Annotated in this window: 22 protein-coding genes; 16 read left to right on the top strand and 6 right to left on the bottom strand. The window is 51.0% G+C overall.

The features are described 5' to 3' along the window. Nucleotides 1-281: 281 nt before the first annotated feature. Entirely contained in the window at nt 282-599 is a 318-nt protein-coding gene (gene bolA / locus ATB02_RS01345) for a transcriptional regulator BolA (protein ID WP_105270967.1), read from the bottom strand. Nucleotides 600-903: 304 nt separating this feature from the next. On the opposite strand from bolA, the gene ATB02_RS01335 reads away from it, so the two are divergent. From ATB02_RS01335 to ATB02_RS01295, 9 genes are all read left to right on the top strand, one after another. Next, nucleotides 904-1,482 (top strand): lipoprotein, encoded by a 579-nt coding sequence (locus ATB02_RS01335; RefSeq protein WP_001295326.1) that lies wholly within the window; start codon nt 904-906, stop codon nt 1,480-1,482. 43 nt (nt 1,483-1,525) lie between these two features. After that, the gene (ampG, locus tag ATB02_RS01330) at nt 1,526-3,001 is read left to right on the top strand and encodes a muropeptide MFS transporter AmpG (RefSeq protein ID WP_032302574.1); all 1,476 of its coding nucleotides are present in this window, start codon (nt 1,526-1,528) and stop codon (nt 2,999-3,001) included. Between the two features lie 460 nt (nt 3,002-3,461). Continuing rightward, a complete protein-coding gene (cyoA, locus tag ATB02_RS01325; protein ID WP_001239441.1) occupies nt 3,462-4,409 on the top strand; it encodes a cytochrome o ubiquinol oxidase subunit II in 948 nt (315 codons plus the stop codon). Between the two features lie 21 nt (nt 4,410-4,430). Then, nucleotides 4,431-6,422: a cytochrome o ubiquinol oxidase subunit I gene (gene cyoB / locus ATB02_RS01320; RefSeq protein ID WP_000467180.1), complete on the top strand. Its 1,992-nt coding sequence runs from the start codon at nt 4,431-4,433 to the stop codon at nt 6,420-6,422. Further along, nucleotides 6,412-7,026, top strand: a complete 615-nt coding sequence (locus ATB02_RS01315) for a cytochrome o ubiquinol oxidase subunit III (RefSeq protein WP_000179807.1) — start codon at nt 6,412-6,414, stop codon at nt 7,024-7,026. The genes cyoB and ATB02_RS01315 overlap by 11 nt, the downstream gene beginning before the upstream one ends. After that, nucleotides 7,026-7,355, top strand: a complete 330-nt coding sequence (locus tag ATB02_RS01310; RefSeq protein WP_000019869.1) for a cytochrome o ubiquinol oxidase subunit IV — start codon at nt 7,026-7,028, stop codon at nt 7,353-7,355. The genes ATB02_RS01315 and ATB02_RS01310 overlap by 1 nt, the downstream gene beginning before the upstream one ends. 11 nt (nt 7,356-7,366) lie before the next feature. Continuing rightward, nucleotides 7,367-8,257, top strand: coding sequence for a heme o synthase (cyoE, locus tag ATB02_RS01305; RefSeq protein WP_000971336.1), 891 nt, complete (start codon nt 7,367-7,369; stop codon nt 8,255-8,257). Between the two features lie 184 nt (nt 8,258-8,441). After that, entirely contained in the window at nt 8,442-8,753 is a 312-nt protein-coding gene (locus ATB02_RS01300; RefSeq protein ID WP_001353405.1) for a type II toxin-antitoxin system TacA family antitoxin, read from the top strand. After that, nucleotides 8,737-9,279, top strand: coding sequence for a GNAT family N-acetyltransferase (locus ATB02_RS01295; RefSeq protein WP_000227787.1), 543 nt, complete (start codon nt 8,737-8,739; stop codon nt 9,277-9,279). The genes ATB02_RS01300 and ATB02_RS01295 overlap by 17 nt, the downstream gene beginning before the upstream one ends. A gap of 55 nt (nt 9,280-9,334) precedes the next feature. On the opposite strand, the gene ATB02_RS01290 is transcribed toward ATB02_RS01295, so the two are convergent. Then, a complete protein-coding gene (locus ATB02_RS01290; protein ID WP_105270966.1) occupies nt 9,335-10,270 on the bottom strand; it encodes a tetratricopeptide repeat protein in 936 nt (311 codons plus the stop codon). 416 nt (nt 10,271-10,686) lie between these two features. Between ATB02_RS01290 and ATB02_RS01285 the strand changes: the two genes are divergently transcribed. Beyond that, entirely contained in the window at nt 10,687-12,051 is a 1,365-nt protein-coding gene (locus ATB02_RS01285; protein ID WP_105270965.1) for an MFS transporter, read from the top strand. Nucleotides 12,052-12,178: 127 nt separating this feature from the next. On the opposite strand, the gene yajQ is transcribed toward ATB02_RS01285, so the two are convergent. Further along, on the bottom strand, nt 12,179-12,670 hold the full coding sequence (gene yajQ / locus ATB02_RS01280) for a nucleotide binding protein YajQ (RefSeq protein ID WP_001138904.1): 492 nt from the start codon (nt 12,668-12,670) through the stop codon (nt 12,179-12,181). A gap of 167 nt (nt 12,671-12,837) precedes the next feature. Here yajQ and panE point away from each other — a divergent pair, with 167 nt between their 5' ends. Both panE and yajL read left to right on the top strand, forming a co-directional pair. Continuing rightward, nucleotides 12,838-13,749, top strand: a complete 912-nt coding sequence (gene panE, locus ATB02_RS01275) for a 2-dehydropantoate 2-reductase (RefSeq protein WP_105270964.1) — start codon at nt 12,838-12,840, stop codon at nt 13,747-13,749. Next, the gene (yajL, locus tag ATB02_RS01270) at nt 13,712-14,302 is read left to right on the top strand and encodes a protein deglycase YajL (protein ID WP_105270963.1); all 591 of its coding nucleotides are present in this window, start codon (nt 13,712-13,714) and stop codon (nt 14,300-14,302) included. The genes panE and yajL overlap by 38 nt, the downstream gene beginning before the upstream one ends. A gap of 53 nt (nt 14,303-14,355) precedes the next feature. Here the strand turns inward: yajL and thiI are convergent, their stop codons facing one another. Next, a complete protein-coding gene (gene thiI, locus ATB02_RS01265; RefSeq protein ID WP_000668696.1) occupies nt 14,356-15,804 on the bottom strand; it encodes a tRNA uracil 4-sulfurtransferase ThiI in 1,449 nt (482 codons plus the stop codon). 205 nt (nt 15,805-16,009) lie between these two features. On the opposite strand from thiI, the gene xseB reads away from it, so the two are divergent. From xseB to yajO, 4 genes are all read left to right on the top strand, one after another. After that, nucleotides 16,010-16,252, top strand: coding sequence for an exodeoxyribonuclease VII small subunit (xseB, locus tag ATB02_RS01260; RefSeq protein ID WP_001124935.1), 243 nt, complete (start codon nt 16,010-16,012; stop codon nt 16,250-16,252). Continuing rightward, entirely contained in the window at nt 16,252-17,151 is a 900-nt protein-coding gene (gene ispA / locus ATB02_RS01255; protein ID WP_000347230.1) for a (2E,6E)-farnesyl diphosphate synthase, read from the top strand. The genes xseB and ispA overlap by 1 nt, the downstream gene beginning before the upstream one ends. 24 nt (nt 17,152-17,175) lie before the next feature. Beyond that, nucleotides 17,176-19,038: a 1-deoxy-D-xylulose-5-phosphate synthase gene (gene dxs, locus ATB02_RS01250; protein ID WP_105270962.1), complete on the top strand. Its 1,863-nt coding sequence runs from the start codon at nt 17,176-17,178 to the stop codon at nt 19,036-19,038. A gap of 179 nt (nt 19,039-19,217) precedes the next feature. Next, nucleotides 19,218-20,192, top strand: a complete 975-nt coding sequence (gene yajO / locus ATB02_RS01245; protein ID WP_001199777.1) for a 1-deoxyxylulose-5-phosphate synthase YajO — start codon at nt 19,218-19,220, stop codon at nt 20,190-20,192. A gap of 53 nt (nt 20,193-20,245) precedes the next feature. Here the strand turns inward: yajO and pgpA are convergent, their stop codons facing one another. Further along, on the bottom strand, nt 20,246-20,764 hold the full coding sequence (gene pgpA, locus ATB02_RS01240) for a phosphatidylglycerophosphatase A (protein WP_032183470.1): 519 nt from the start codon (nt 20,762-20,764) through the stop codon (nt 20,246-20,248). Continuing rightward, nucleotides 20,742-21,719, bottom strand: coding sequence for a thiamine-phosphate kinase (gene thiL / locus ATB02_RS01235; RefSeq protein ID WP_000742107.1), 978 nt, complete (start codon nt 21,717-21,719; stop codon nt 20,742-20,744). Before thiL ends, pgpA begins: the two co-directional genes overlap by 23 nt. Nucleotides 21,720-21,733 lie beyond the last annotated feature (14 nt).

Here is a 21,733-nt window from a genome sequence, read left to right as displayed (position 1 = left end):
CTTCGCGGAACCGGGATGTTCTTATAATCAATCACATTCCCTGTTACCAGAATCATCCCGAAAGCATTCAAATAGGACGCGGCATTATAGCGGCATCACTTTTATGAGTCGAGAACGGTTATTGCGCGCTGTCGCGTATTTTTTCACAATTCCCGGGCAATTTTCGTCTGAATGCTGGGCAAAAAGCGCAAAATCCAGACAAAACAAAACGGCCCGCAGGCCGTTTTTCATAAAATCTTTAGCAACATACTGGAAAAGCGCCGACAGTTGCAAATGCGTTTTTACGCGATGCTTCCTGCTCCACGACAGGGAGGAGAGGCAAAGACGGTGTCCTGCAACCCTTCCCACTCCTTAATAGTGTAAGTATGCAGAGCCAGCGCATGAACGATAGTAGAGAGTTCCTCCGCTAAAGTACTGTAAATCATTCGATGACGATTCAGAAAACGTTCACCCGTAAAACGATCGCTGACCAGCACAACTTTAAAATGGCTTTCAGAGCCGGCTGGGACATTGTGACGATAGCTTTCATCCACTACTTCGAGGAATACGGGTTGGAACGCCGCCCTTAATTTTTCTTCTATCCGCTCACGTATCATCATGAAATATCTCCTCCGACAACGCTGAGATGTCATCCATCCCTTTAAATACTAGCCGCTTTTACCGTTTCCATTGCAGCTTAACAACAAATATTTAGGTTTCGTCCTGGTTTTTCCGTCAAGCGTATGAAGTTTACTGATTTAAAGATTGAAACACAGGCCTCGCATCAGCGTTTCTTTTACCAGGGGCGATTATTTCGTCAACATGATGAATTTACATGCCTTACCCACTTCCCCTCGCCGTTGGCAATGTTATGATGGCGGGAATTTTTACCAAACACGCTTAAGAGTCTCTGAGAGCCCGAACATGTTCAAAAAAATCCTCTTCCCGTTAGTTGCTCTGTTTATGCTTGCAGGATGCGCAAAACCGCCAACAACTATTGAAGTTTCTCCGACGATAACGCTGCCACAACAAGATCCAAGTCTGATGGGCGTCACCGTCAGCATTAATGGTGCCGATCAGCGTACCGATCAGGCGCTGGCAAAAGTTACCCGCGATAATCAAATCGTTACCCTGACAGCCTCCCGCGATCTGCGTTTCCTGCTGCAAGAAGTGCTGGAAAAACAGATGACCGCGCGTGGTTACATGGTTGGTCCGAATGGCCCGGTTAATCTGCAAATCATCGTTAGCCAACTGTATGCTGACGTGTCCCAGGGCAACGTGCGCTATAACATCGCCACCAAAGCGGATATCGCTATCATCGCTACCGCGCAGAATGGCAACAAAATGACCAAAAACTATCGTGCCAGCTACAACGTTGAAGGTGCGTTCCAGGCCTCCAACAAAAATATCGCCGATGCGGTTAACAGTGTGCTGACCGATACCATCGCTGATATGTCTCAGGACACCAGCATCCACGAATTCATCAAGCAGAACGCGCGTTAATTTCTGCCCTCTGGCCCGGTGCAAGCCGGGCCTGTAGACGCCCATGTCCAGTCAATATTTACGTATTTTTCAACAGCCACGTTCAGCCATATTGCTGATTCTGGGTTTTGCTTCCGGGCTACCGCTCGCCCTGACATCCGGCACCTTACAGGCCTGGATGACGGTCGAGAATATCGATCTTAAAACCATTGGTTTCTTCTCTCTGGTAGGCCAGGCTTACGTTTTTAAATTCCTCTGGTCACCGCTGATGGACCGCTACACGCCCCCATTTTTCGGGCGGCGGCGCGGTTGGTTGCTCGCCACGCAAATCCTGTTATTAGTCGCCATTGCGGCGATGGGTTTTCTAGAACCAGGCACCCAGCTCCGCTGGATGGCGGCACTGGCGGTGGTGATCGCTTTTTGCTCTGCCTCCCAGGATATTGTCTTCGATGCGTGGAAAACCGATGTGCTCCCGGCAGAAGAGCGTGGTGCGGGCGCGGCAATCAGCGTGCTGGGTTACCGTTTAGGGATGCTGGTTTCCGGCGGCTTAGCCCTGTGGCTGGCAGATAAATGGCTGGGCTGGCAGGGCATGTACTGGTTGATGGCGGCGCTGTTGATCCCCTGTATTATCGCGACGTTACTTGCACCAGAACCAACCGACACCGTTCCTGTGCCCAAAACGCTGGAACAAGCGGTTGTTGCACCTCTGCGCGATTTCTTTGGTCGCAATAATGCCTGGCTTATTTTGCTTCTTATCGTGCTGTATAAGCTGGGCGACGCATTCGCCATGAGCCTGACAACCACGTTTTTGATTCGCGGCGTCGGGTTTGATGCAGGTGAAGTAGGCGTGGTTAACAAAACGCTTGGCTTACTGGCGACCATTGTTGGCGCATTGTACGGTGGGATTTTGATGCAGCGCCTGTCACTGTTCCGGGCGCTGCTGATTTTCGGTATTTTACAAGGTGCGTCTAACGCCGGTTACTGGCTGCTGTCGATTACTGATAAGCATCTCTACAGCATGGGCGCAGCCGTCTTTTTCGAAAACCTCTGTGGCGGGATGGGTACATCAGCCTTTGTCGCGCTGTTAATGACGCTGTGTAATAAGTCATTTTCCGCTACTCAATTTGCCCTGCTCTCAGCGCTTTCTGCTGTAGGGCGAGTTTATGTCGGCCCCGTGGCGGGTTGGTTTGTTGAAGCACACGGCTGGTCGACATTCTATCTGTTCTCCGTCGCCGCTGCTGTACCAGGGCTTTTTTTGCTGCTGGTTTGTCGCCAGACGCTTGAATATACACGAGTAAATGACAACTTTATCTCCCGTACCGAATATCCGGCAGGTTATGCCTTTGCCATGTGGACACTGGCGGCGGGCGTCAGCCTGTTGGCCGTGTGGTTACTGCTGTTGACGATGGACGCGCTGGATTTGACGCACTTCTCTTTCCTGCCTGCTCTGCTGGAAGTCGGGGTTTTAGTCGCCCTTTCTGGCGTCGTGCTTGGTGGTTTACTGGATTATCTGGCGCTACGAAAAACGCATCTGACGTAATCTGTAAATATTATTTAGCTGTAGTAATCACTCGCCGTAATTATTACGGCTAAATAAACATCAGCATCGCTTATTAATATTTGTTCTTTTGTGCGGCTTAGTGTTTGGAAATTATTGACGCCATTTATGAAATCTATTTTTTCTTACACGATTCAGCTAATGAGACTTTATTTCCCCACCACCCAATTGTCACCTTAATGATAATTATTTGTTAAATAAATGTTTTATTTAGCATTGGTTATACCAATTGCCCGCTCAGACTCCTTCTGCACTCCCCTTTCGTTATAACGCCCTTTTGCAACAGCTTCTTAAAATCAACTTGATATGTTTTGCAACATATGTGACCTGGCAGCCAAATCCAAGTAACAGGAATTTAATCATGTTTACAGTAATGTAACCTTCCCGTAAAATGCCCACACACTTTAAACGCCACCAGATCCCGTGGAATTGAGGTCGTTAAATGAGACTCAGGAAATACAATAAAAGTTTGGGATGGTTGTCATTATTTGCAGGCACTGTATTGCTCAGTGGCTGTAATTCTGCGCTGTTAGATCCCAAAGGACAGATTGGTCTGGAGCAACGTTCACTGATACTGACGGCATTTGGCCTGATGTTGATTGTCGTTATTCCCGCAATCTTGATGGCTGTTGGTTTCGCCTGGAAGTACCGTGCGAGCAATAAAGATGCTAAGTACAGCCCGAACTGGTCACACTCCAATAAAGTGGAAGCTGTGGTCTGGACGGTACCTATCTTAATCATCATCTTCCTTGCGGTACTGACCTGGAAAACCACTCACGCTCTTGAGCCTAGCAAGCCGCTGGCACACGACGAGAAGCCCATTACCATCGAAGTGGTTTCCATGGACTGGAAATGGTTCTTCATCTACCCGGAACAGGGCATTGCTACCGTGAATGAAATCGCTTTCCCGGCGAACACTCCGGTGTACTTCAAAGTGACCTCCAACTCCGTGATGAACTCCTTCTTCATTCCGCGTCTGGGTAGCCAGATTTATGCCATGGCCGGTATGCAGACTCGCCTGCATCTGATCGCCAACGAACCCGGCACTTATGACGGTATCTCCGCCAGCTACAGCGGCCCGGGCTTCTCAGGCATGAAGTTCAAAGCTATTGCAACACCGGATCGCGCCGAATTCGACCAGTGGGTCGCAAAAGCGAAACAGTCGCCGAATACCATGTCTGACATGGCAGCGTTCGAAAAACTGGCCGCGCCTAGCGAATACAACCAGGTGGAATATTTCTCCAACGTGAAACCAGACTTGTTTGCCGATGTGATTAACAAGTTTATGGCTCACGGTAAGAGCATGGACATGACCCAGCCAGAAGGTGAGCACAGCGCACACGAAGGTATGGAAGGCATGGACATGAGCCACGCGGAATCCGCCCATTAAAGGGGTTGAGGAAGAATAAAGATGTTCGGAAAATTATCACTTGATGCAGTCCCGTTCCATGAACCTATCGTCATGGTTACGATCGCTGGCATTATTTTGGGAGGTCTGGCGCTCGTTGGCCTGATCACTTACTTCGGTAAGTGGACCTACCTGTGGAAAGAGTGGCTGACCTCCGTTGACCATAAACGCCTCGGTATCATGTATATCATCGTGGCGATTGTGATGTTGCTGCGTGGTTTTGCTGACGCCATTATGATGCGTAGCCAGCAGGCCCTTGCCTCTGCGGGCGAAGCGGGCTTCCTGCCACCTCACCACTACGATCAGATCTTCACCGCGCACGGCGTGATTATGATCTTCTTCGTGGCTATGCCTTTCGTTATCGGTCTGATGAACCTGGTGGTTCCGCTGCAGATCGGCGCGCGTGACGTAGCGTTCCCGTTCCTCAACAACTTAAGCTTCTGGTTTACCGTTGTTGGTGTGATTCTGGTTAACGTTTCTCTCGGCGTGGGCGAATTTGCGCAGACCGGCTGGCTGGCCTATCCACCGCTATCGGGAATAGAGTACAGTCCGGGAGTCGGTGTCGATTACTGGATATGGAGTCTCCAGCTATCCGGTATAGGTACGACGCTTACCGGGATCAACTTCTTCGTTACCATTCTGAAGATGCGCGCACCAGGCATGACCATGTTCAAGATGCCAGTATTTACCTGGGCATCATTGTGCGCGAACGTACTGATTATCGCCTCCTTCCCAATTCTGACGGTTACCGTCGCGTTGCTGACCCTGGATCGCTATCTGGGCACCCATTTCTTTACCAACGATATGGGTGGCAACATGATGATGTACATCAACCTGATTTGGGCCTGGGGCCACCCGGAAGTTTACATCCTGATCCTGCCTGTTTTCGGTGTGTTCTCCGAAATTGCAGCAACCTTCTCGCGTAAACGTCTGTTTGGTTATACCTCGCTGGTATGGGCAACCGTCTGTATCACCGTGCTGTCGTTCATCGTCTGGCTGCACCACTTCTTTACGATGGGTGCGGGCGCGAACGTAAACGCCTTCTTTGGTATCACCACGATGATTATCGCCATCCCGACCGGGGTGAAGATCTTCAACTGGCTGTTCACCATGTATCAGGGCCGCATCGTGTTCCATTCTGCGATGCTGTGGACCATCGGTTTTATCGTCACCTTCTCGGTGGGCGGTATGACAGGCGTGCTGCTGGCAGTACCGGGCGCAGACTTCGTTCTGCATAACAGCCTGTTCCTGATTGCGCACTTCCATAACGTGATCATCGGCGGCGTGGTGTTCGGCTGCTTCGCAGGGATGACCTACTGGTGGCCTAAAGCGTTCGGTTTCAAACTGAACGAAACCTGGGGTAAACGCGCGTTCTGGTTCTGGATCATCGGCTTCTTCGTTGCCTTTATGCCGCTGTATGCGCTGGGCTTCATGGGTATGACCCGTCGCTTGAGCCAGCAGATTGACCCGCAGTTCCACACCATGCTGATGATTGCCGCCAGCGGTGCAGTACTGATTGCGCTGGGTATTCTCTGCCTCGTTATTCAGATGTACGTTTCTATTCGCGACCGCGACCAGAACCGTGACCTGACCGGCGACCCGTGGGGTGGCCGTACGCTGGAGTGGGCAACCTCTTCCCCGCCTCCGTTCTATAACTTTGCCGTTGTGCCGCACGTTCACGAGCGTGATGCATTCTGGGAAATGAAAGAGAAAGGCGAAGCGTACAAAAAGCCAGACCACTATGAAGAAATTCATATGCCGAAAAACAGCGGTGCCGGTATCGTCATTGCGGCTTTCTCCACCATCTTCGGTTTCGCCATGATCTGGCATATCTGGTGGCTGGCGATTGTTGGCTTCGCAGGCATGATCATCACCTGGATCGTGAAAAGCTTCGACGAGGACGTGGATTACTACGTGCCGGTGGCAGAAATCGAAAAACTGGAAAACCAGCATTTCGATGAGATTACTAAGGCAGGGCTGAAAAATGGCAACTGATACTTTGACGCACGCGACTGCCCACGCGCACGAACACGGGCACCACGATGCAGGCGGAAACAAAATCTTCGGATTTTGGATCTACCTGATGAGCGACTGCATTCTGTTCTCTATCTTGTTTGCTACCTATGCCGTTCTGGTGAACGGCACCGCAGGTGGCCCGACAGGTAAGGACATTTTCGAACTGCCGTTCGTTCTGGTTGAAACTTTCTTGCTGTTGTTCAGCTCCATCACCTACGGCATGGCGGCTATCGCCATGTACAAAAACAACAAAAGCCAGGTTATCTCCTGGCTGGCGTTGACCTGGTTATTTGGTGCCGGATTTATCGGGATGGAAATCTATGAATTCCATCACCTGATTGTTAACGGCATGGGCCCGGATCGCAGCGGCTTCCTGTCAGCGTTCTTTGCGCTGGTCGGCACGCACGGTCTTCACGTCACTTCCGGTCTTATCTGGATGGCGGTGCTGATGGTGCAAATCGCCCGTCGCGGCCTGACCAGCACTAACCGTACCCGCATCATGTGTCTGAGCCTGTTCTGGCACTTCCTGGATGTGGTTTGGATCTGTGTGTTCACTGTTGTTTATCTGATGGGGGCGATGTAATGAGTCATTCTACCGATCACAGCGGCGCGTCCCATGGCAGCGTAAAAACCTACATGACAGGTTTTATCCTGTCGATCATTCTGACGGTGATTCCGTTCTGGATGGTGATGACAGGGGCTGCCTCTCCGGCCGTAATTCTGGGAACAATCCTGGCAATGGCAGTGGTACAGGTTCTGGTGCATCTGGTGTGCTTCCTGCACATGAATACCAAATCAGATGAAGGCTGGAACATGACGGCGTTTGTCTTCACCGTGCTAATCATCGCTATCCTGGTTGTCGGCTCCATCTGGATTATGTGGAACCTCAACTACAACATGATGATGCACTAAGAGCGGCGGTTATGATGTTTAAGCAATACCTGCAAGTAACGAAACCAGGCATCATCTTTGGCAACCTGATCTCGGTGATTGGGGGATTCCTGCTGGCCTCAAAGGGCAGCATTGATTATCCCCTGTTTATCTACACGCTGGTTGGGGTGTCACTGGTTGTGGCGTCGGGTTGTGTGTTTAACAACTACATCGACAGGGATATCGACAGAAAGATGGAAAGGACGAAGAATCGGGTGCTGGTTAAAGGCCTGATCTCTCCTGCTGTCTCGCTGGTGTACGCCACCTTGCTGGGTATTGCTGGCTTTATGCTGCTGTGGTTTGGCGCGAATCCGCTGGCCTGCTGGCTGGGGGTGATGGGCTTTGTGGTTTATGTCGGCGTTTACAGCCTGTACATGAAACGCCACTCGGTCTACGGCACGTTGATTGGTTCGCTCTCCGGCGCAGCGCCGCCGGTGATTGGCTACTGTGCAGTGACAGGCGAGTTCGATAGCGGCGCAGCGATCCTGCTGGCTATCTTCAGCCTGTGGCAGATGCCTCACTCTTATGCCATCGCAATTTTCCGCTTTAAGGATTATCAGGCGGCAAACATTCCGGTGCTGCCAGTGGTGAAAGGCATTTCGGTAGCGAAAAACCACATTACGCTGTATATCATCGCCTTTGCCGTTGCCACGCTGATGCTCTCTCTTGGCGGTTACGCTGGGTATAAATATCTGGTGGTCGCCGCGGCGGTTAGCGTCTGGTGGTTAGGTATGGCCCTGCGCGGTTATAAAGTTGCTGATGATCGAATCTGGGCGCGCAAGCTATTCGGCTTCTCGATCATCGCCATCACTGCCCTCTCGGTAATGATGTCCGTTGATTTTATGGTGCCGGACTCGCATACGCTGCTGGCTGCTGTGTGGTAACACAACCTCTCTATAAAAAAGGTGCTACGGCACCTTTTTTATTGTCTGAGAACAGAGATACGGCTAATAACCGTATCTCTTGACAGAGTGAGTATATGCACATAAATTAATCATACGGTTGATAGCCGTATTATGCATGAGATCGACTCCCTACGATTTCATTCAGTTAATCAAAGAGGTCATAATGCCTGGAAAAACAGTCGCTCTACCCGATATCGATAAAACGCTGAAAAATGCGCGGGTTGAACTCAAAACCAGTCCCGACGCCAAAAACAAACTTCGTGAAGCTGCGCAAGCCGTTGGGGTAGATTTAAGCGCTTTTATTTTGAGCGCAGCTATGGAACGCGCCGAAAGTGTGCTTGATAACCAACGTCGCCGTGAGCTTTCGAATCAAAGCTGGGAACTGATGAACCAACTCATCGCTGAACCTGCTCAACCGACGCTCGCCCTCAAGGCGTTAATGAAAAGGAAAAACAGCGATGGTCGACAAGCATGAAGAGATTACTCTGCCCATAGTCCTCTCCTGTAATTATCAGTCTGATATTACTTATCCTGGGCAAAAACAGTTTGATTGCGGTAACCCTGTTATCGATAAATTTGTACGCGCATCGCTAAAGAAAAGTGTGCGTAATAGCGACTGTGCTGCTAAAGCACTTATTGACAGACAAAGTGGTGAACTGATTGGCATCTGTACTTTTACGGCATATTCGCTGGAAAAACAACGCGTTTCTGGCGTCCTTCAGGGTTCACAACCTTCAGAGATTGGTGTTGTCAGATTAGTCATGTTAGGGGTAGCGCGGAAATATCAAAAGCGGGGCTTTGGTCAGGACCTACTATGTGATTTTTTTGAACATGTAAAAATAATTCACCGGGCATTACCAATTAAAGGGGTTTATCTTGATGCTGACCCTGCCGCCATTAACTTTTATACTCGTCTCGGCTTTGTTCAGCTTTCAGCGAGGCCCAATGTTTTCGGTGCTGTACCGATGTTTTTAGCGATTCAGCATATTCTCGCGGCTTAGATTATTATCGCCTCCGGCCATGGCAAGTTTTGCCTCAGCCGGAGACTGAGCAGCGTTACCACTTTTGTTCAATTGCCCCCGCTTTCATCAGGTCCACATCCTTGCCTTTAATGGTTGCCGTTGCGGCAACGATCGTGGTCCTTATAGCTGCACAAGATTTTCGTTCAAATTCCGGTTTATAAAGAATAAGCAACGAATTACTGGTAAATGAATCAAGCCGGTAATCTGTAAAGTTAATATCCAGTCGGTTTAAGCCGAAAGGTGCAAAGCCGACCGTTTGAATAGTTTCCTTACCCGACGGACTCTTGATGTTGTACGTAACACGAAGATTGGCCACTTCGCCTAATTTATTGGTTTTGGCAAAGAGGCTATCCTTGCAGGAAAAACCTTTATCTAAAAAATTATCCCGCATTCCAGAACGGGTAATCGTGATCACCGGTAACGTATCGTCAACCGTTTTTCTGTCAATCATATCTTTTCGACAGGCGGCCATAAAGTCTTCCGGACCAGCATAAATGTGAACACCCTTATCAAGATATTCTTTCGCTTTACTACAATCCACCTCGACATACTGACCATTGGCGTACATCATGCCCAACCTGGACCATGCTAAATTCACACCGCGTTGCGTAGCCTGATTAAATAACGCATACGCTTTGGCATAATCCACCCGCACCTGTTCACCTTCGTAGTAGATATCCCCCAGCGCTAACGGAGCTTCTTCATCACCTTGTTTAGCGGCTAACTCGAACCATTTAATGGCTTCCTGAACGTTGGGTGTGGTATCGTAGCGGGGCTGATAATATTCCCAGCCTAACAGGCTTTGCGCGTCGACATCCCCCGACTCAGCCATTTTATGCAGTGTCCTTATCACATCGGGGGCAGGCTTTTCACTGTATATGCTGTCATACAATTCATGCGCTTTCTCGCTTGCCAGTGAACCTTGTGAGGCAATTAATAAAATAGCCAATAAACTCTTTTTGTTTAACATAAATAACCTTTATGCATCCACCACTATATTTTTCAATATACCTAACCACCAAACATCCACTTCATGAATAAATACACAGCCATAACAACCTCAGGTAATAAGTAAACATTTAAGCTAAAGCAGAATAACCAGCACCTCCAACACCTCTATTTATTGTGATAAAATAACACCATCCTTTAATAAAAAATCACACGCTCATCAACAAATCCGAAAATAATATCATTCGTGGCAGGATAAAATCAGGCGAGCTTTTCATTTGTTATATTTAACGCACAAAGTATTAATGGCAAGAATACGAGAGAAGCGCATGCCTGACGTAAAAATCACGCTCTTATGTAATATTTACTCATTAACACTCTGTTTACCCAACATGCGCTCCGCACTACACTATGTGGGCAATTTTTTAAGAGGTGGTAATGAACGATTATAAAATGACGCCAGGTGAGCGGCGCGCGACCTGGGGTTTAGGGACCGTATTTTCATTGCGCATGCTGGGCATGTTTATGGTACTGCCGGTTCTAACTACGTACGGTATGGCACTGCAAGGTGCCAGTGAAGCATTAATCGGTATTGCCATTGGTATTTATGGCCTGACTCAGGCCGTTTTTCAGATTCCGTTTGGCCTGCTCTCAGACCGTATTGGTCGCAAACCATTAATTGTCGGCGGGCTGGCGGTGTTTGCCGCCGGTAGCGTTATCGCTGCGCTTTCCGACTCTATCTGGGGAATTATTCTGGGCCGGGCGTTACAAGGTTCTGGAGCGATTGCCGCTGCCGTTATGGCGCTACTTTCTGATCTCACGCGCGAACAAAACCGCACCAAAGCGATGGCGTTTATCGGCGTGAGTTTTGGCATTACCTTCGCCATTGCGATGGTACTTGGCCCTATCATCACTCACAAACTTGGACTGCACACGCTGTTCTGGATGATCGCTATTCTGGCAACGACCGGTATTGCGTTGACCATTTGGGTTGTGCCCAACAGCAGCACGCACGTACTTAATCGTGAGTCCGGAATGGTGAAAGGCAGTTTCAGCAAAGTGCTGGCAGAACCGCGACTGCTGAAACTCAACTTCGGCATTATGTGTCTGCACATGCTGCTGATGTCGACGTTTGTTGCCCTGCCCGGACAGTTGGCTGATGCGGGGTTCCCGGCGGCTGAACACTGGAAGGTCTATCTGGCGACGATGTTAATCGCCTTTGGCTCGGTTGTGCCTTTCATTATCTACGCGGAAGTTAAGCGCAAAATGAAGCAAGTCTTTGTTTTCTGCGTCGGGCTGATCGTGGTTGCGGAAATTGTGTTGTGGAACGCACAAACGCAGTTCTGGCAACTGGTGGTCGGCGTGCAGCTTTTCTTTGTGGCGTTTAATTTGATGGAAGCCCTCCTCCCCTCGCTTATCAGTAAAGAGTCGCCAGCCGGTTACAAAGGTACGGCGATGGGCGTTTACTCCACCAGCCAGTTTCTTGGCGTGGCCATTGGCGGTTCGCTGGGTGGCTGGATTGACGGCATGTTTGACGGTCAGGGCGTATTTCTCGCTGGCGCAATGCTGGCCGCAGTGTGGCTGGCAGTCGCCAGTACCATGAAAGAACCGCCGTATGTCAGCAGTTTGCGCATTGAAATCCCATCGGACATTGCCGCAAACGAGACGTTAAAAGTGCGTTTGATGGAAACTGCGGGTGTCAAAGAAGTGTTGATTGCAGAAGAAGAACATTCAGCTTATGTGAAAATCGACAGCAAAGTGACGAATCGCTTTGAGGTTGAACAGGCAATTCGTCAGGCATAAAAAACGAGGCGAATTGCCTGTTGCGCTACGCATATCAGGCCTACAAAGTTCCTGAGTGACAAATCTTTGTAGGCCGAATCAGGCGTTCATGCCGCATCTGACATGAACAAAGCGCAGGTTGTCGCGATTAATCGCGGAAGTTTTTGAACTGGAACGGCTGACCCAGATCGCCACCACGTACCATCGCCATGACAGCCTGCAAATCATCACGAGATTTGCCCGTCACACGGATCTCATCGCCCTGAATTTGCGCCTGCACTTTCAGTTTGCTGTCTTTGATCATCTTGACGATTTTCTTCTGGGTCGCGCTTTCAATGCCCTGTTTCAGTTTCGCTTCCACAAACCAGGTTTTACCGCTATGAACGATATTTTCCGGTACATCCAGCGAACTGCCTTCAATGCCGCGCTTCAGCAGCTTGGCACGCAGAATATCCAGCAACTGATTGACCTGGAAGTCGGACTCGCTCAACACTTTGATGGTTTTGCTGGCGTCGTTCAGCTCAAATGAGGCTTCAACGTTACGGAAGTCAAAACGGGACTCCACTTCGCGGCTCGCGTTATCGACCGCGTTTCGTGCTTCCTGAAGATCAACTTCAGAGACAATATCGAAAGATGGCATCTTTTCCTCTCCCTTCATTTTTGATGCGAAGCATAATACCTGCAAAGTTAAATAACCGACAGTCCTGCACCAGGACGTATCCCTTAATTGTGCATAGTCGCAACAGCATGCACAATTAAGGGATAGCCTTATTGAACACCCGGAGTGGTTGCGGGTGAGGAGGAACAATGAAAATTACCGTATTGGGATGCGGTGCCTTAGGGCAATTATGGCTTACAGCACTTTGTAAACAGGGTCACGAGGTTCAGGGCTGGCTGCGCGTACCGCAACCTTATTGTAGTGTGAATCTGCTTGAGACAGATGGTTCGATATTTAACGAATCGCTGACCGCCAACGATCCCGATTTTCTCGCCACCAGCGATCTGCTCCTGGTGACGCTGAAAGCATGGCAGGTTTCCGATGCCGTCAAAAGCCTCGCGTCCACACTGCCTGTAACCACGCCAATACTGTTAATTCACAACGGCATGGGCACCATCGAAGAGTTGCAAAACATTCAGCAGCCATTACTGATGGGCACCACCACTCATGCCGCCCGCCGCGACGGCAATGTCATTATTCATGTGGCAAACGGTATCACGCATATTGGCCCGGCACGGCAACAGGATGGCGATTACAGTTATCTGGCGGATATTTTGCAAACCGTGTTACCTGACGTCGCGTGGCATAACAATATTCGCGCCGAGCTGTGGCGCAAGCTGGCAGTCAACTGTGTGATTAATCCACTGACCGCCATCTGGAATTGCCCGAATGGTGAATTACGTCATCATCCGCAAGAAATTATGCAGATATGCGAAGAAGTCGCGGCGGTGATCGAACGCGAAGGGCATCATACTTCAGCGGAAGATTTGCGTGATTATGTTATGCAGGTGATTGATGCAACGGCGGAAAACATTTCGTCGATGTTGCAGGATATCCGCGCGCTGCGCCACACCGAAATCGACTATATCACTGGTTTTCTCTTACGCCGCGCTCGCGCGCATGGGATTGCCGTACCGGAAAACACCCGCCTGTTTGAAATGGTAAAAAGAAAGGAGAGTGAATATGAGCGCATCGGCACTGGTTTGCCTCGCCCCTGGTAGTGAAGAGACTGAAGCCGTCACCACTATCGATCTGCTGGTTCGCGGCGGTGTCAACGTCACCACTGCCAGCGTCGCCAGCGATGGTAACCTGGCAATTACCTGCTCACGCGGCGTGAAGCTGCTGGCGGATGCGCCGCTGGTCGAAGTAGCTGATGGCGAATATGACGTGATCGTGCTGCCTGGTGGCATTAAAGGCGCGGAGTGTTTTCGTGATAGCACCCTGCTGGTTGAAACCGTGAAACAGTTCCACCGTTCCGGGCGTATCGTCGCGGCTATTTGCGCCGCGCCAGCCACCGTGCTGGTGCCTCATGATATCTTCCCGATTGGCAATATGACCGGCTTCCCGACGTTGAAAGACAAAATTCCCGCTGAACAATGGCAGGACAAGCGCGTCGTCTGGGATGCTCGGGTAAAATTGCTGACCAGTCAGGGGCCAGGTACGGCTATTGATTTTGGTCTGAAAATTATCGACCTGTTGGTTGGGCGTGAAAAAGCCCATGAGGTGGCATCACAACTGGTGATGGCGGCAGGGATTTATAATTATTACGAGTAGTGTCGGATGCGGCAAACGTCGCATCTGACCAGATGCGACGTAAAAACCACAAATTACGGGCGATACACCTTCACATTGTTAAAGCCCTGCTCGCGCAGATAGAGCGCCTGCAGACGGCTCATCACCCCGCGCTCACACCACAACAGCCAGGTTTTGTTCTGGTCGAGATCGCCAAATTTGGTGCTCAGTTTATAGAACGGCAGAGAAACCACGTCGATACCTTCAACTCTCAGCGGCTTATCTTCTTGTTCATCAACAGAACGGATATCGAGGATCACATCGTTCGGGCCGAAGCCGTTGACGGTTTCCACTTCCACCACTTCCTGCTCGGTCTGCTGAGCGATTTCGCGGATATCAACGTTATTCGCTTCCTCAACCACTTTATCGAGAATGCTGAAGTCGAACTTCTCTTCTTCCGCTTCAATCTTCGACTTAACCGCTTTCACTGTCGGGCTTTTGGAGATAACACCGCAGTATTCCGGCATGGTGCGGGCAAAATCTTCGGTGCCAATCTGGCGAGCCAGGTTGATGATGTGCTCTTTGTCGTAAGAGATCAGCGGACGCAGGATCAGCGTATCGGAGACGTTATCAATCAGGCGCAGGTTGGTTAGCGTCTGGCTGGACACCTGTCCCAGCGCTTCGCCGGTGACGAGCGCCTGTACGCCGTAACGTTCAGCCACTTTAGACGCGGCACGCACCATCATACGTTTGAGGATTACACCCATCTGACCGTCGTCGATTTTCTCGAGAATTTCACCGACGACCGGCTCAAAGTTAATGGCGACAAAACGCACGCGGTGGGAGCTACCAAAACGGTTCCACAGATAATGCGCCACCTGACGAACACCAATTTCATGCGCCGCGCCGCCGAGATTAAAGAAGCAGTAATGCACGCGGCAGCCGCGACGCATCAACATATAGCTGGAAACTCCGGAGTCGAAACCACCGGAAATGAGCGAAAGCACATCTTCCTGAGTGCCGATTGGGAATCCGCCAATACCTTCGTAACGACCTTTGATCAGCAGGAGACGATCGTCTTCAACTTCCAGATGGACAGTCACATCCGGATTGGTCAGCTTCACGCGCGCGGATTCAATATGCTGATTTAAACCGCCGCCGACGTAACGTTCCACATCAATCGAGCTAAACTCATGTTTACCACGGCGCTTCACGCGTACGCAGAAGGTTTTACCTTCCAGCTGATCGCGATACTGAACCAACGCTTTCTCAAAAATATCGTGCATGTCGGTAAACGGCACGTCTTCGACTTCGAGAATATGGTGGATACCCGGAATACGGGTCAGGGCGTCGCGAATAGCCAGACGCTGGTTTTCATCTTTTGCGCGAACTTCGATGTTATCCCAGTGGCGGACGACAGCGAGCGTCTCATCATAGTGCTTTAAAACGTTACGAATGTTCCCGGTAAGGATTTTTATAAAGCGCAAGCGCACAGATTGGCTTTTGATGGTGATTTCCGGGAACAATTTAATGATAAACTTCATGGCGGCAATGGTTCGTTGGCAAGTCTTAAGCGACTTGTATAGGGAAAAATACAGCAGCCCACACCTGCGGCTGCATCCAGGCGCGGAAGTATACCACTAACATCGCTTTGCTGCGCACATCACCTTACCATTGCGCGTTATTTGCTATTTGCCCTGAGTCCGTTACCATGACGGGGCGAAAAATATTGAGAGTCAGACATTCATTATGCCGAAGAAAAATGAGGCGCCCGCCAGCTTTGAAAAGGCGCTGAGCGAGCTGGAACAGATTGTAACCCGTCTGGAAAGTGGCGACCTGCCGCTGGAAGAGGCGCTGAACGAGTTCGAACGTGGCGTGCAGCTGGCACGTCAGGGGCAGGCCAAATTACAACAAGCCGAACAGCGCGTACAAATTCTGCTGTCTGACAATGAAGACGCCTCTTTAACTCCTTTTACACCGGACAATGAGTAATGGACTTTCCGCAGCAACTCGAAGCCTGCGTTAAGCAGGCCAACCAGGCGCTGAGCCGTTTTATTGCCCCACTGCCCTTTCAGAACACTCCCGTGGTCGAAACCATGCAGTATGGCGCATTATTAGGTGGTAAGCGCCTGCGACCGTTCCTGGTTTATGCCACCGGCCATATGTTCGGCGTTAGCACAAACACGCTGGACGCACCCGCTGCCGCCGTGGAGTGTATCCACGCGTATTCATTAATTCATGATGATTTACCGGCAATGGATGATGACGATCTGCGTCGCGGTTTGCCGACCTGCCATGTGAAGTTTGGCGAAGCAAACGCGATTCTCGCGGGCGATGCTTTACAAACGCTGGCGTTCTCGATTTTAAGTGATGCCGATATGCCGGAAGTGTCGGATCGCGACAGAATTTCGATGATTTCTGAACTGGCGAGCGCCAGCGGTATTGGCGGAATGTGCGGTGGTCAGGCATTAGATTTAGATGCGGAAGGCAAACACGTACCTCTGGACGCACTCGAGCGTATTCATCGCCATAAAACCGGCGCATTAATTCGCGCCGCCGTTCGTCTTGGTGCATTAAGCGCCGGAGATAAAGGACGTCGTGCTCTGCCAGTACTCGACAAGTACGCAGAGAGCATCGGCCTTGCCTTCCAGGTTCAGGATGACATCCTGGATGTGGTGGGAGATACTGCAACGTTGGGTAAACGCCAGGGTGCCGACCAGCAACTTGGTAAAAGTACCTACCCTGCACTTCTGGGTCTTGAGCAAGCCCGGAAGAAAGCCCAGGATCTGATCGACGATGCCCGCCAGTCGCTAAAACAACTGGCTGAACAGTCACTCGATACCTCGGCACTGGAAGCGCTAGCGGACTACATCATCCAGCGTAATAAATAAACAATAAGTATTAATAGGCCCCTGATGAGTTTTGATATTGCCAAATACCCGACCCTGGCACTGGTCGACTCCACCCAGGAGTTACGACTGTTGCCAAAAGAGAGTTTACCGAAACTCTGCGACGAACTGCGCCGCTATTTACTCGACAGCGTGAGCCGTTCCAGCGGGCACTTCGCCTCCGGGCTGGGCACGGTCGAGCTGACCGTAGCGCTGCACTACGTCTATAACACCCCGTTTGACCAATTGATTTGGGATGTGGGGCATCAGGCTTATCCACATAAAATTTTGACCGGACGCCGCGACAAAATAGGCACCATCCGTCAAAAAGGCGGCCTGCACCCGTTCCCGTGGCGCGGCGAAAGTGAATATGACGTGTTAAGCGTCGGGCATTCATCAACCTCTATCAGTGCCGGAATTGGTATTGCGGTTGCTGCCGAGAAAGAAGGCAAAAATCGCCGCACCGTCTGTGTCATTGGCGATGGCGCGATTACCGCAGGCATGGCGTTTGAAGCGATGAACCACGCGGGCGATATCCGTCCCGATATGCTGGTGGTTCTCAACGATAATGAAATGTCGATTTCCGAAAATGTTGGCGCGCTCAACAACCATCTGGCGCAGCTGCTTTCCGGTAAGCTTTACTCTTCACTGCGCGAAGGCGGGAAAAAAGTATTCTCCGGCGTTCCGCCCATTAAAGAGCTGCTCAAACGTACCGAAGAACATATTAAAGGCATGGTAGTACCAGGCACGCTGTTTGAAGAGCTGGGCTTTAACTACATCGGCCCGGTTGACGGTCACGATGTGCTGGGGCTTATTACCACGCTTAAGAACATGCGCGACCTGAAAGGCCCGCAGTTCCTGCATATCATGACCAAAAAAGGTCGTGGTTACGAACCGGCAGAAAAAGATCCAATCACCTTCCACGCCGTGCCTAAATTTGACCCCTCCAGCGGTTGCCTGCCGAAAAGCAGCGGCGGCCTGCCGAGCTATTCAAAAATCTTTGGCGACTGGTTGTGCGAAACCGCAGCAAAAGACAACAAGCTGATGGCGATTACCCCGGCGATGCGTGAAGGCTCCGGCATGGTCGAGTTTTCACGTAAATTCCCGGATCGCTACTTCGACGTGGCAATCGCCGAGCAACACGCAGTGACCTTTGCTGCGGGTCTGGCGATTGGTGGCTACAAACCCATTGTCGCGATCTACTCCACTTTCCTGCAACGCGCCTATGATCAGGTGCTGCATGACGTGGCGATACAAAAACTCCCGGTTCTGTTCGCCATTGACCGCGCCGGCATTGTTGGTGCTGACGGTCAAACCCACCAGGGCGCGTTTGATCTCTCTTACCTACGCTGCATTCCGGAAATGGTCATTATGACCCCGAGCGATGAAAACGAATGTCGCCAGATGCTCTATACCGGCTATCACTATAACGATGGCCCGTCAGCGGTGCGCTATCCGCGCGGCAACGCCGTTGGCGTTGAACTGACGCCACTGGAAAAACTGCCAATTGGCAAAGGCATTGTGAAGCGTCGTGGCGAGAAACTGGCGATCCTCAACTTTGGTACGCTGATGCCGGAAGCAGCGAAAGTCGCAGAATCGCTGAACGCTACGCTGGTCGATATGCGTTTTGTGAAGCCGCTTGATGAAGCGTTAATTCTGGAAATGGCCGCCAGCCACGAGGCGCTGATCACCATTGAAGAAAACGCCATTATGGGCGGCGCAGGCAGCGGCGTGAACGAAGTGCTGATGGCCCATCGTAAACCAGTACCCGTGCTGAATATTGGCCTGCCGGACTTCTTTATTCCACAAGGAACGCAGGAAGAAATGCGCGCTGAACTCGGCCTCGATGCCGCCGGTATGGAAGCCAAAATCAAAACCTGGCTGGCATAATCCCTACTCCACTCCTGCTATGCTTAAGAAATTATTCATAGACTCTAAATAATTCGAGTTGCAGGAAGGCGGCAAACGAGTGAAGCCCCAGGAGCTTACATAAGTAAGTGACTGGGGTGAACGAATGCAGCCGCAGCACATGCAACTTGAAGTATGACGAGTATGGCAGGAGTGGCAGCATGCAATACAACCCCTTAGGAAAAACCGACCTTCGCATTTCCCGACTTTGCCTCGGCTGTATGACCTTTGGTGAGCCGGATCGCGGTAATCACGCATGGACACTGCCCGAAGAGAGCAGCCGTCCCATCATTAAACGCGCGCTGGAAGGCGGCATAAATTTCTTTGATACCGCCAATAGTTATTCTGACGGCAGCAGCGAAGAGATCGTCGGTCGTGCACTGCGGGACTTTGCCCGTCGTGAAGACGTGGTCGTTGCAACTAAAGTGTTCCATCGCGTTGGTGATTTGCCGGAAGGATTATCCCGTGCGCAAATTTTGCGCTCTATTGACGACAGCTTGCGACGTCTCGGCATGGATTATGTCGATATCCTGCAAATTCATCGCTGGGATTACAACACGCCGATCGAAGAGACGCTGGAAGCCCTGAACGACGTGGTAAAAGCCGGGAAAGCGCGTTATATCGGCGCGTCATCCATGCACGCCTCGCAGTTTGCTCAGGCGCTGGAACTGCAAAAACAGCACGGCTGGGCGCAGTTTGTCAGTATGCAAGATCACTACAATCTGATTTATCGCGAAGAAGAACGAGAGATGCTGCCGCTGTGTTATCAGGAAGGCGTGGCGGTGATTCCGTGGAGTCCGCTGGCGCGGGGACGTCTGACGCGTCCGTGGGGAGAAACCACCGCGCGGCTGGTGTCGGATGAAGTGGGGAAAAATCTCTACCAAGAAAGCGATGAAAATGACGCGCAGATTGCAGAACGCTTAACGGGCGTCAGTGAAGAACTGGGGGCAACGCGAGCACAAGTCGCGCTGGCATGGTTGTTGAGCAAACCTGGCATTGCCGCGCCGATTATTGGTACTTCGCGGGAAGAACAACTTGATGAATTGCTGAACGCGGTAGATATCACTTTAAAGCCGGAACAGATTGCCGAGCTGGAAACGCCGTATAAGCCGCATCCGGTGGTAGGTTTTAAATAGGAATCCAGGCCTGATGAGACGTGACAAGCGTCACATCAGGCATCGGTGCACAGCTACGACAGAATACCCAGCGGCCAATGATGACCGATAAAATACAGGATGCCAGCGGAGATCACCCCGGCGACAATATCATCTATCATGATCCCCATGCCGCCATGTACATTGCGGTCAAACCAGCGGATCGGCCACGGTTTCCACATATCCAGAATACGGAAAATCACAAACCCGGCGGCAACCCACTGCCAGTCATTGGTCGGCAGCGCCATGAGCGTGATCCACATACCAATAAATTCGTCCCAGACAATGCTGCCGTGATCGTGCACGCCCATGTCTTTCGCCGTTTGATGACAAAGATAGACGCCGATACAGATCCCCAGCATGACTACCAGCGAATAGAGCTGCCAGGGCAAAAAGGTCATCAGATACCAGAACGGAATCGCCGCCAGCGACCCCATCGTGCCTGGAACAATTGGGCTTAATCCACTACCAAATCCAACAGCAAGCAGATGCCACGGATTACTCAGCTTAAGGCGACTTTTCGCGACATCTTTATGGCGTGGCAAAATGGTCATATCCTTTCCAGTCAAATGTGACAGGTTCGCCGTCACGAATAAAACAAAGCCCTTCGATATCGGCAGTCATTTGCCCGATACAGGTAAACGGTACGCCCAGATGTCCGAGAGCCACATCCAGCGCGCCACGGTTAAGCTCTGGCACAGTGAAACACAACTCGTAATCTTCACCGCCAGAGAGCGCCCAGCGCAGCGCCTGTTCCGGCTCAACATGGCGAGAAAGCGCATCAGAAAACGGCAGCAATGCCAGGTCAATACGTGCGCCGCAGTCGCTGGCTTTCACGATATGCCCGAGATCGGAAATCAGACCGTCAGAGAGATCGATAGCTGAATTTGCCAGATCACGCAAAGCCTGTCCCTGTAAAATACGCGGCGACGGACGGAGATGACGTTTGATCAAGTAGTCCGCATCTTTAGCATCGGCAACCTGCAAACGGTTTTGCAATATCGCCAGCCCGGCGGCGCTATCGCCCGGTGTACCGGTCACATAGATCCAGTCACCCGGTTTCGCCCCAGAGCGCGTTAAGGCTCGTCCCATCGGAACAAAGCCGTGGATACCCAACGTCATTGATAATGGCCCACGCGTGGTATCGCCGCCAATAAGTTGCATATCGTAATAATTGAGAAGATCAAACAAACTGTCGCTGAAGGACTCAAGCCACGCTTCATCGACGTCCGGTAAGGTTAATGCCAGCGTTAGCCAGGCCGGATCGGCCCCCATCGCTGCCAGATCGCTTAGGTTCACCGCCAGTGCTTTATACGCCAGATCCGCAGGATCGATATCAGGGAGGAAATGGTTGCCCGCCACCAGCGTATCAGTGCTGATCGCCAGGGTCTGTTTCTCGGGGATATTGAGAAGTGCGCAATCGTCGCCAATGCCCAGTTCGACATCAAGACGAGAACTTCTTACACGGTCAAAATAACGGGCAATCAGGGAGAACTCGCCACATGCCATACGTTATGCCTCAG

The sequence above is a fragment of the Escherichia sp. MOD1-EC5189 genome (assembly GCF_002966045.1).
GTDB classification, from domain to species: Bacteria; Pseudomonadota; Gammaproteobacteria; order Enterobacterales; family Enterobacteriaceae; genus Escherichia; species Escherichia coli_F.
This window is presented reverse-complemented; position numbering and strand designations above follow the sequence as displayed.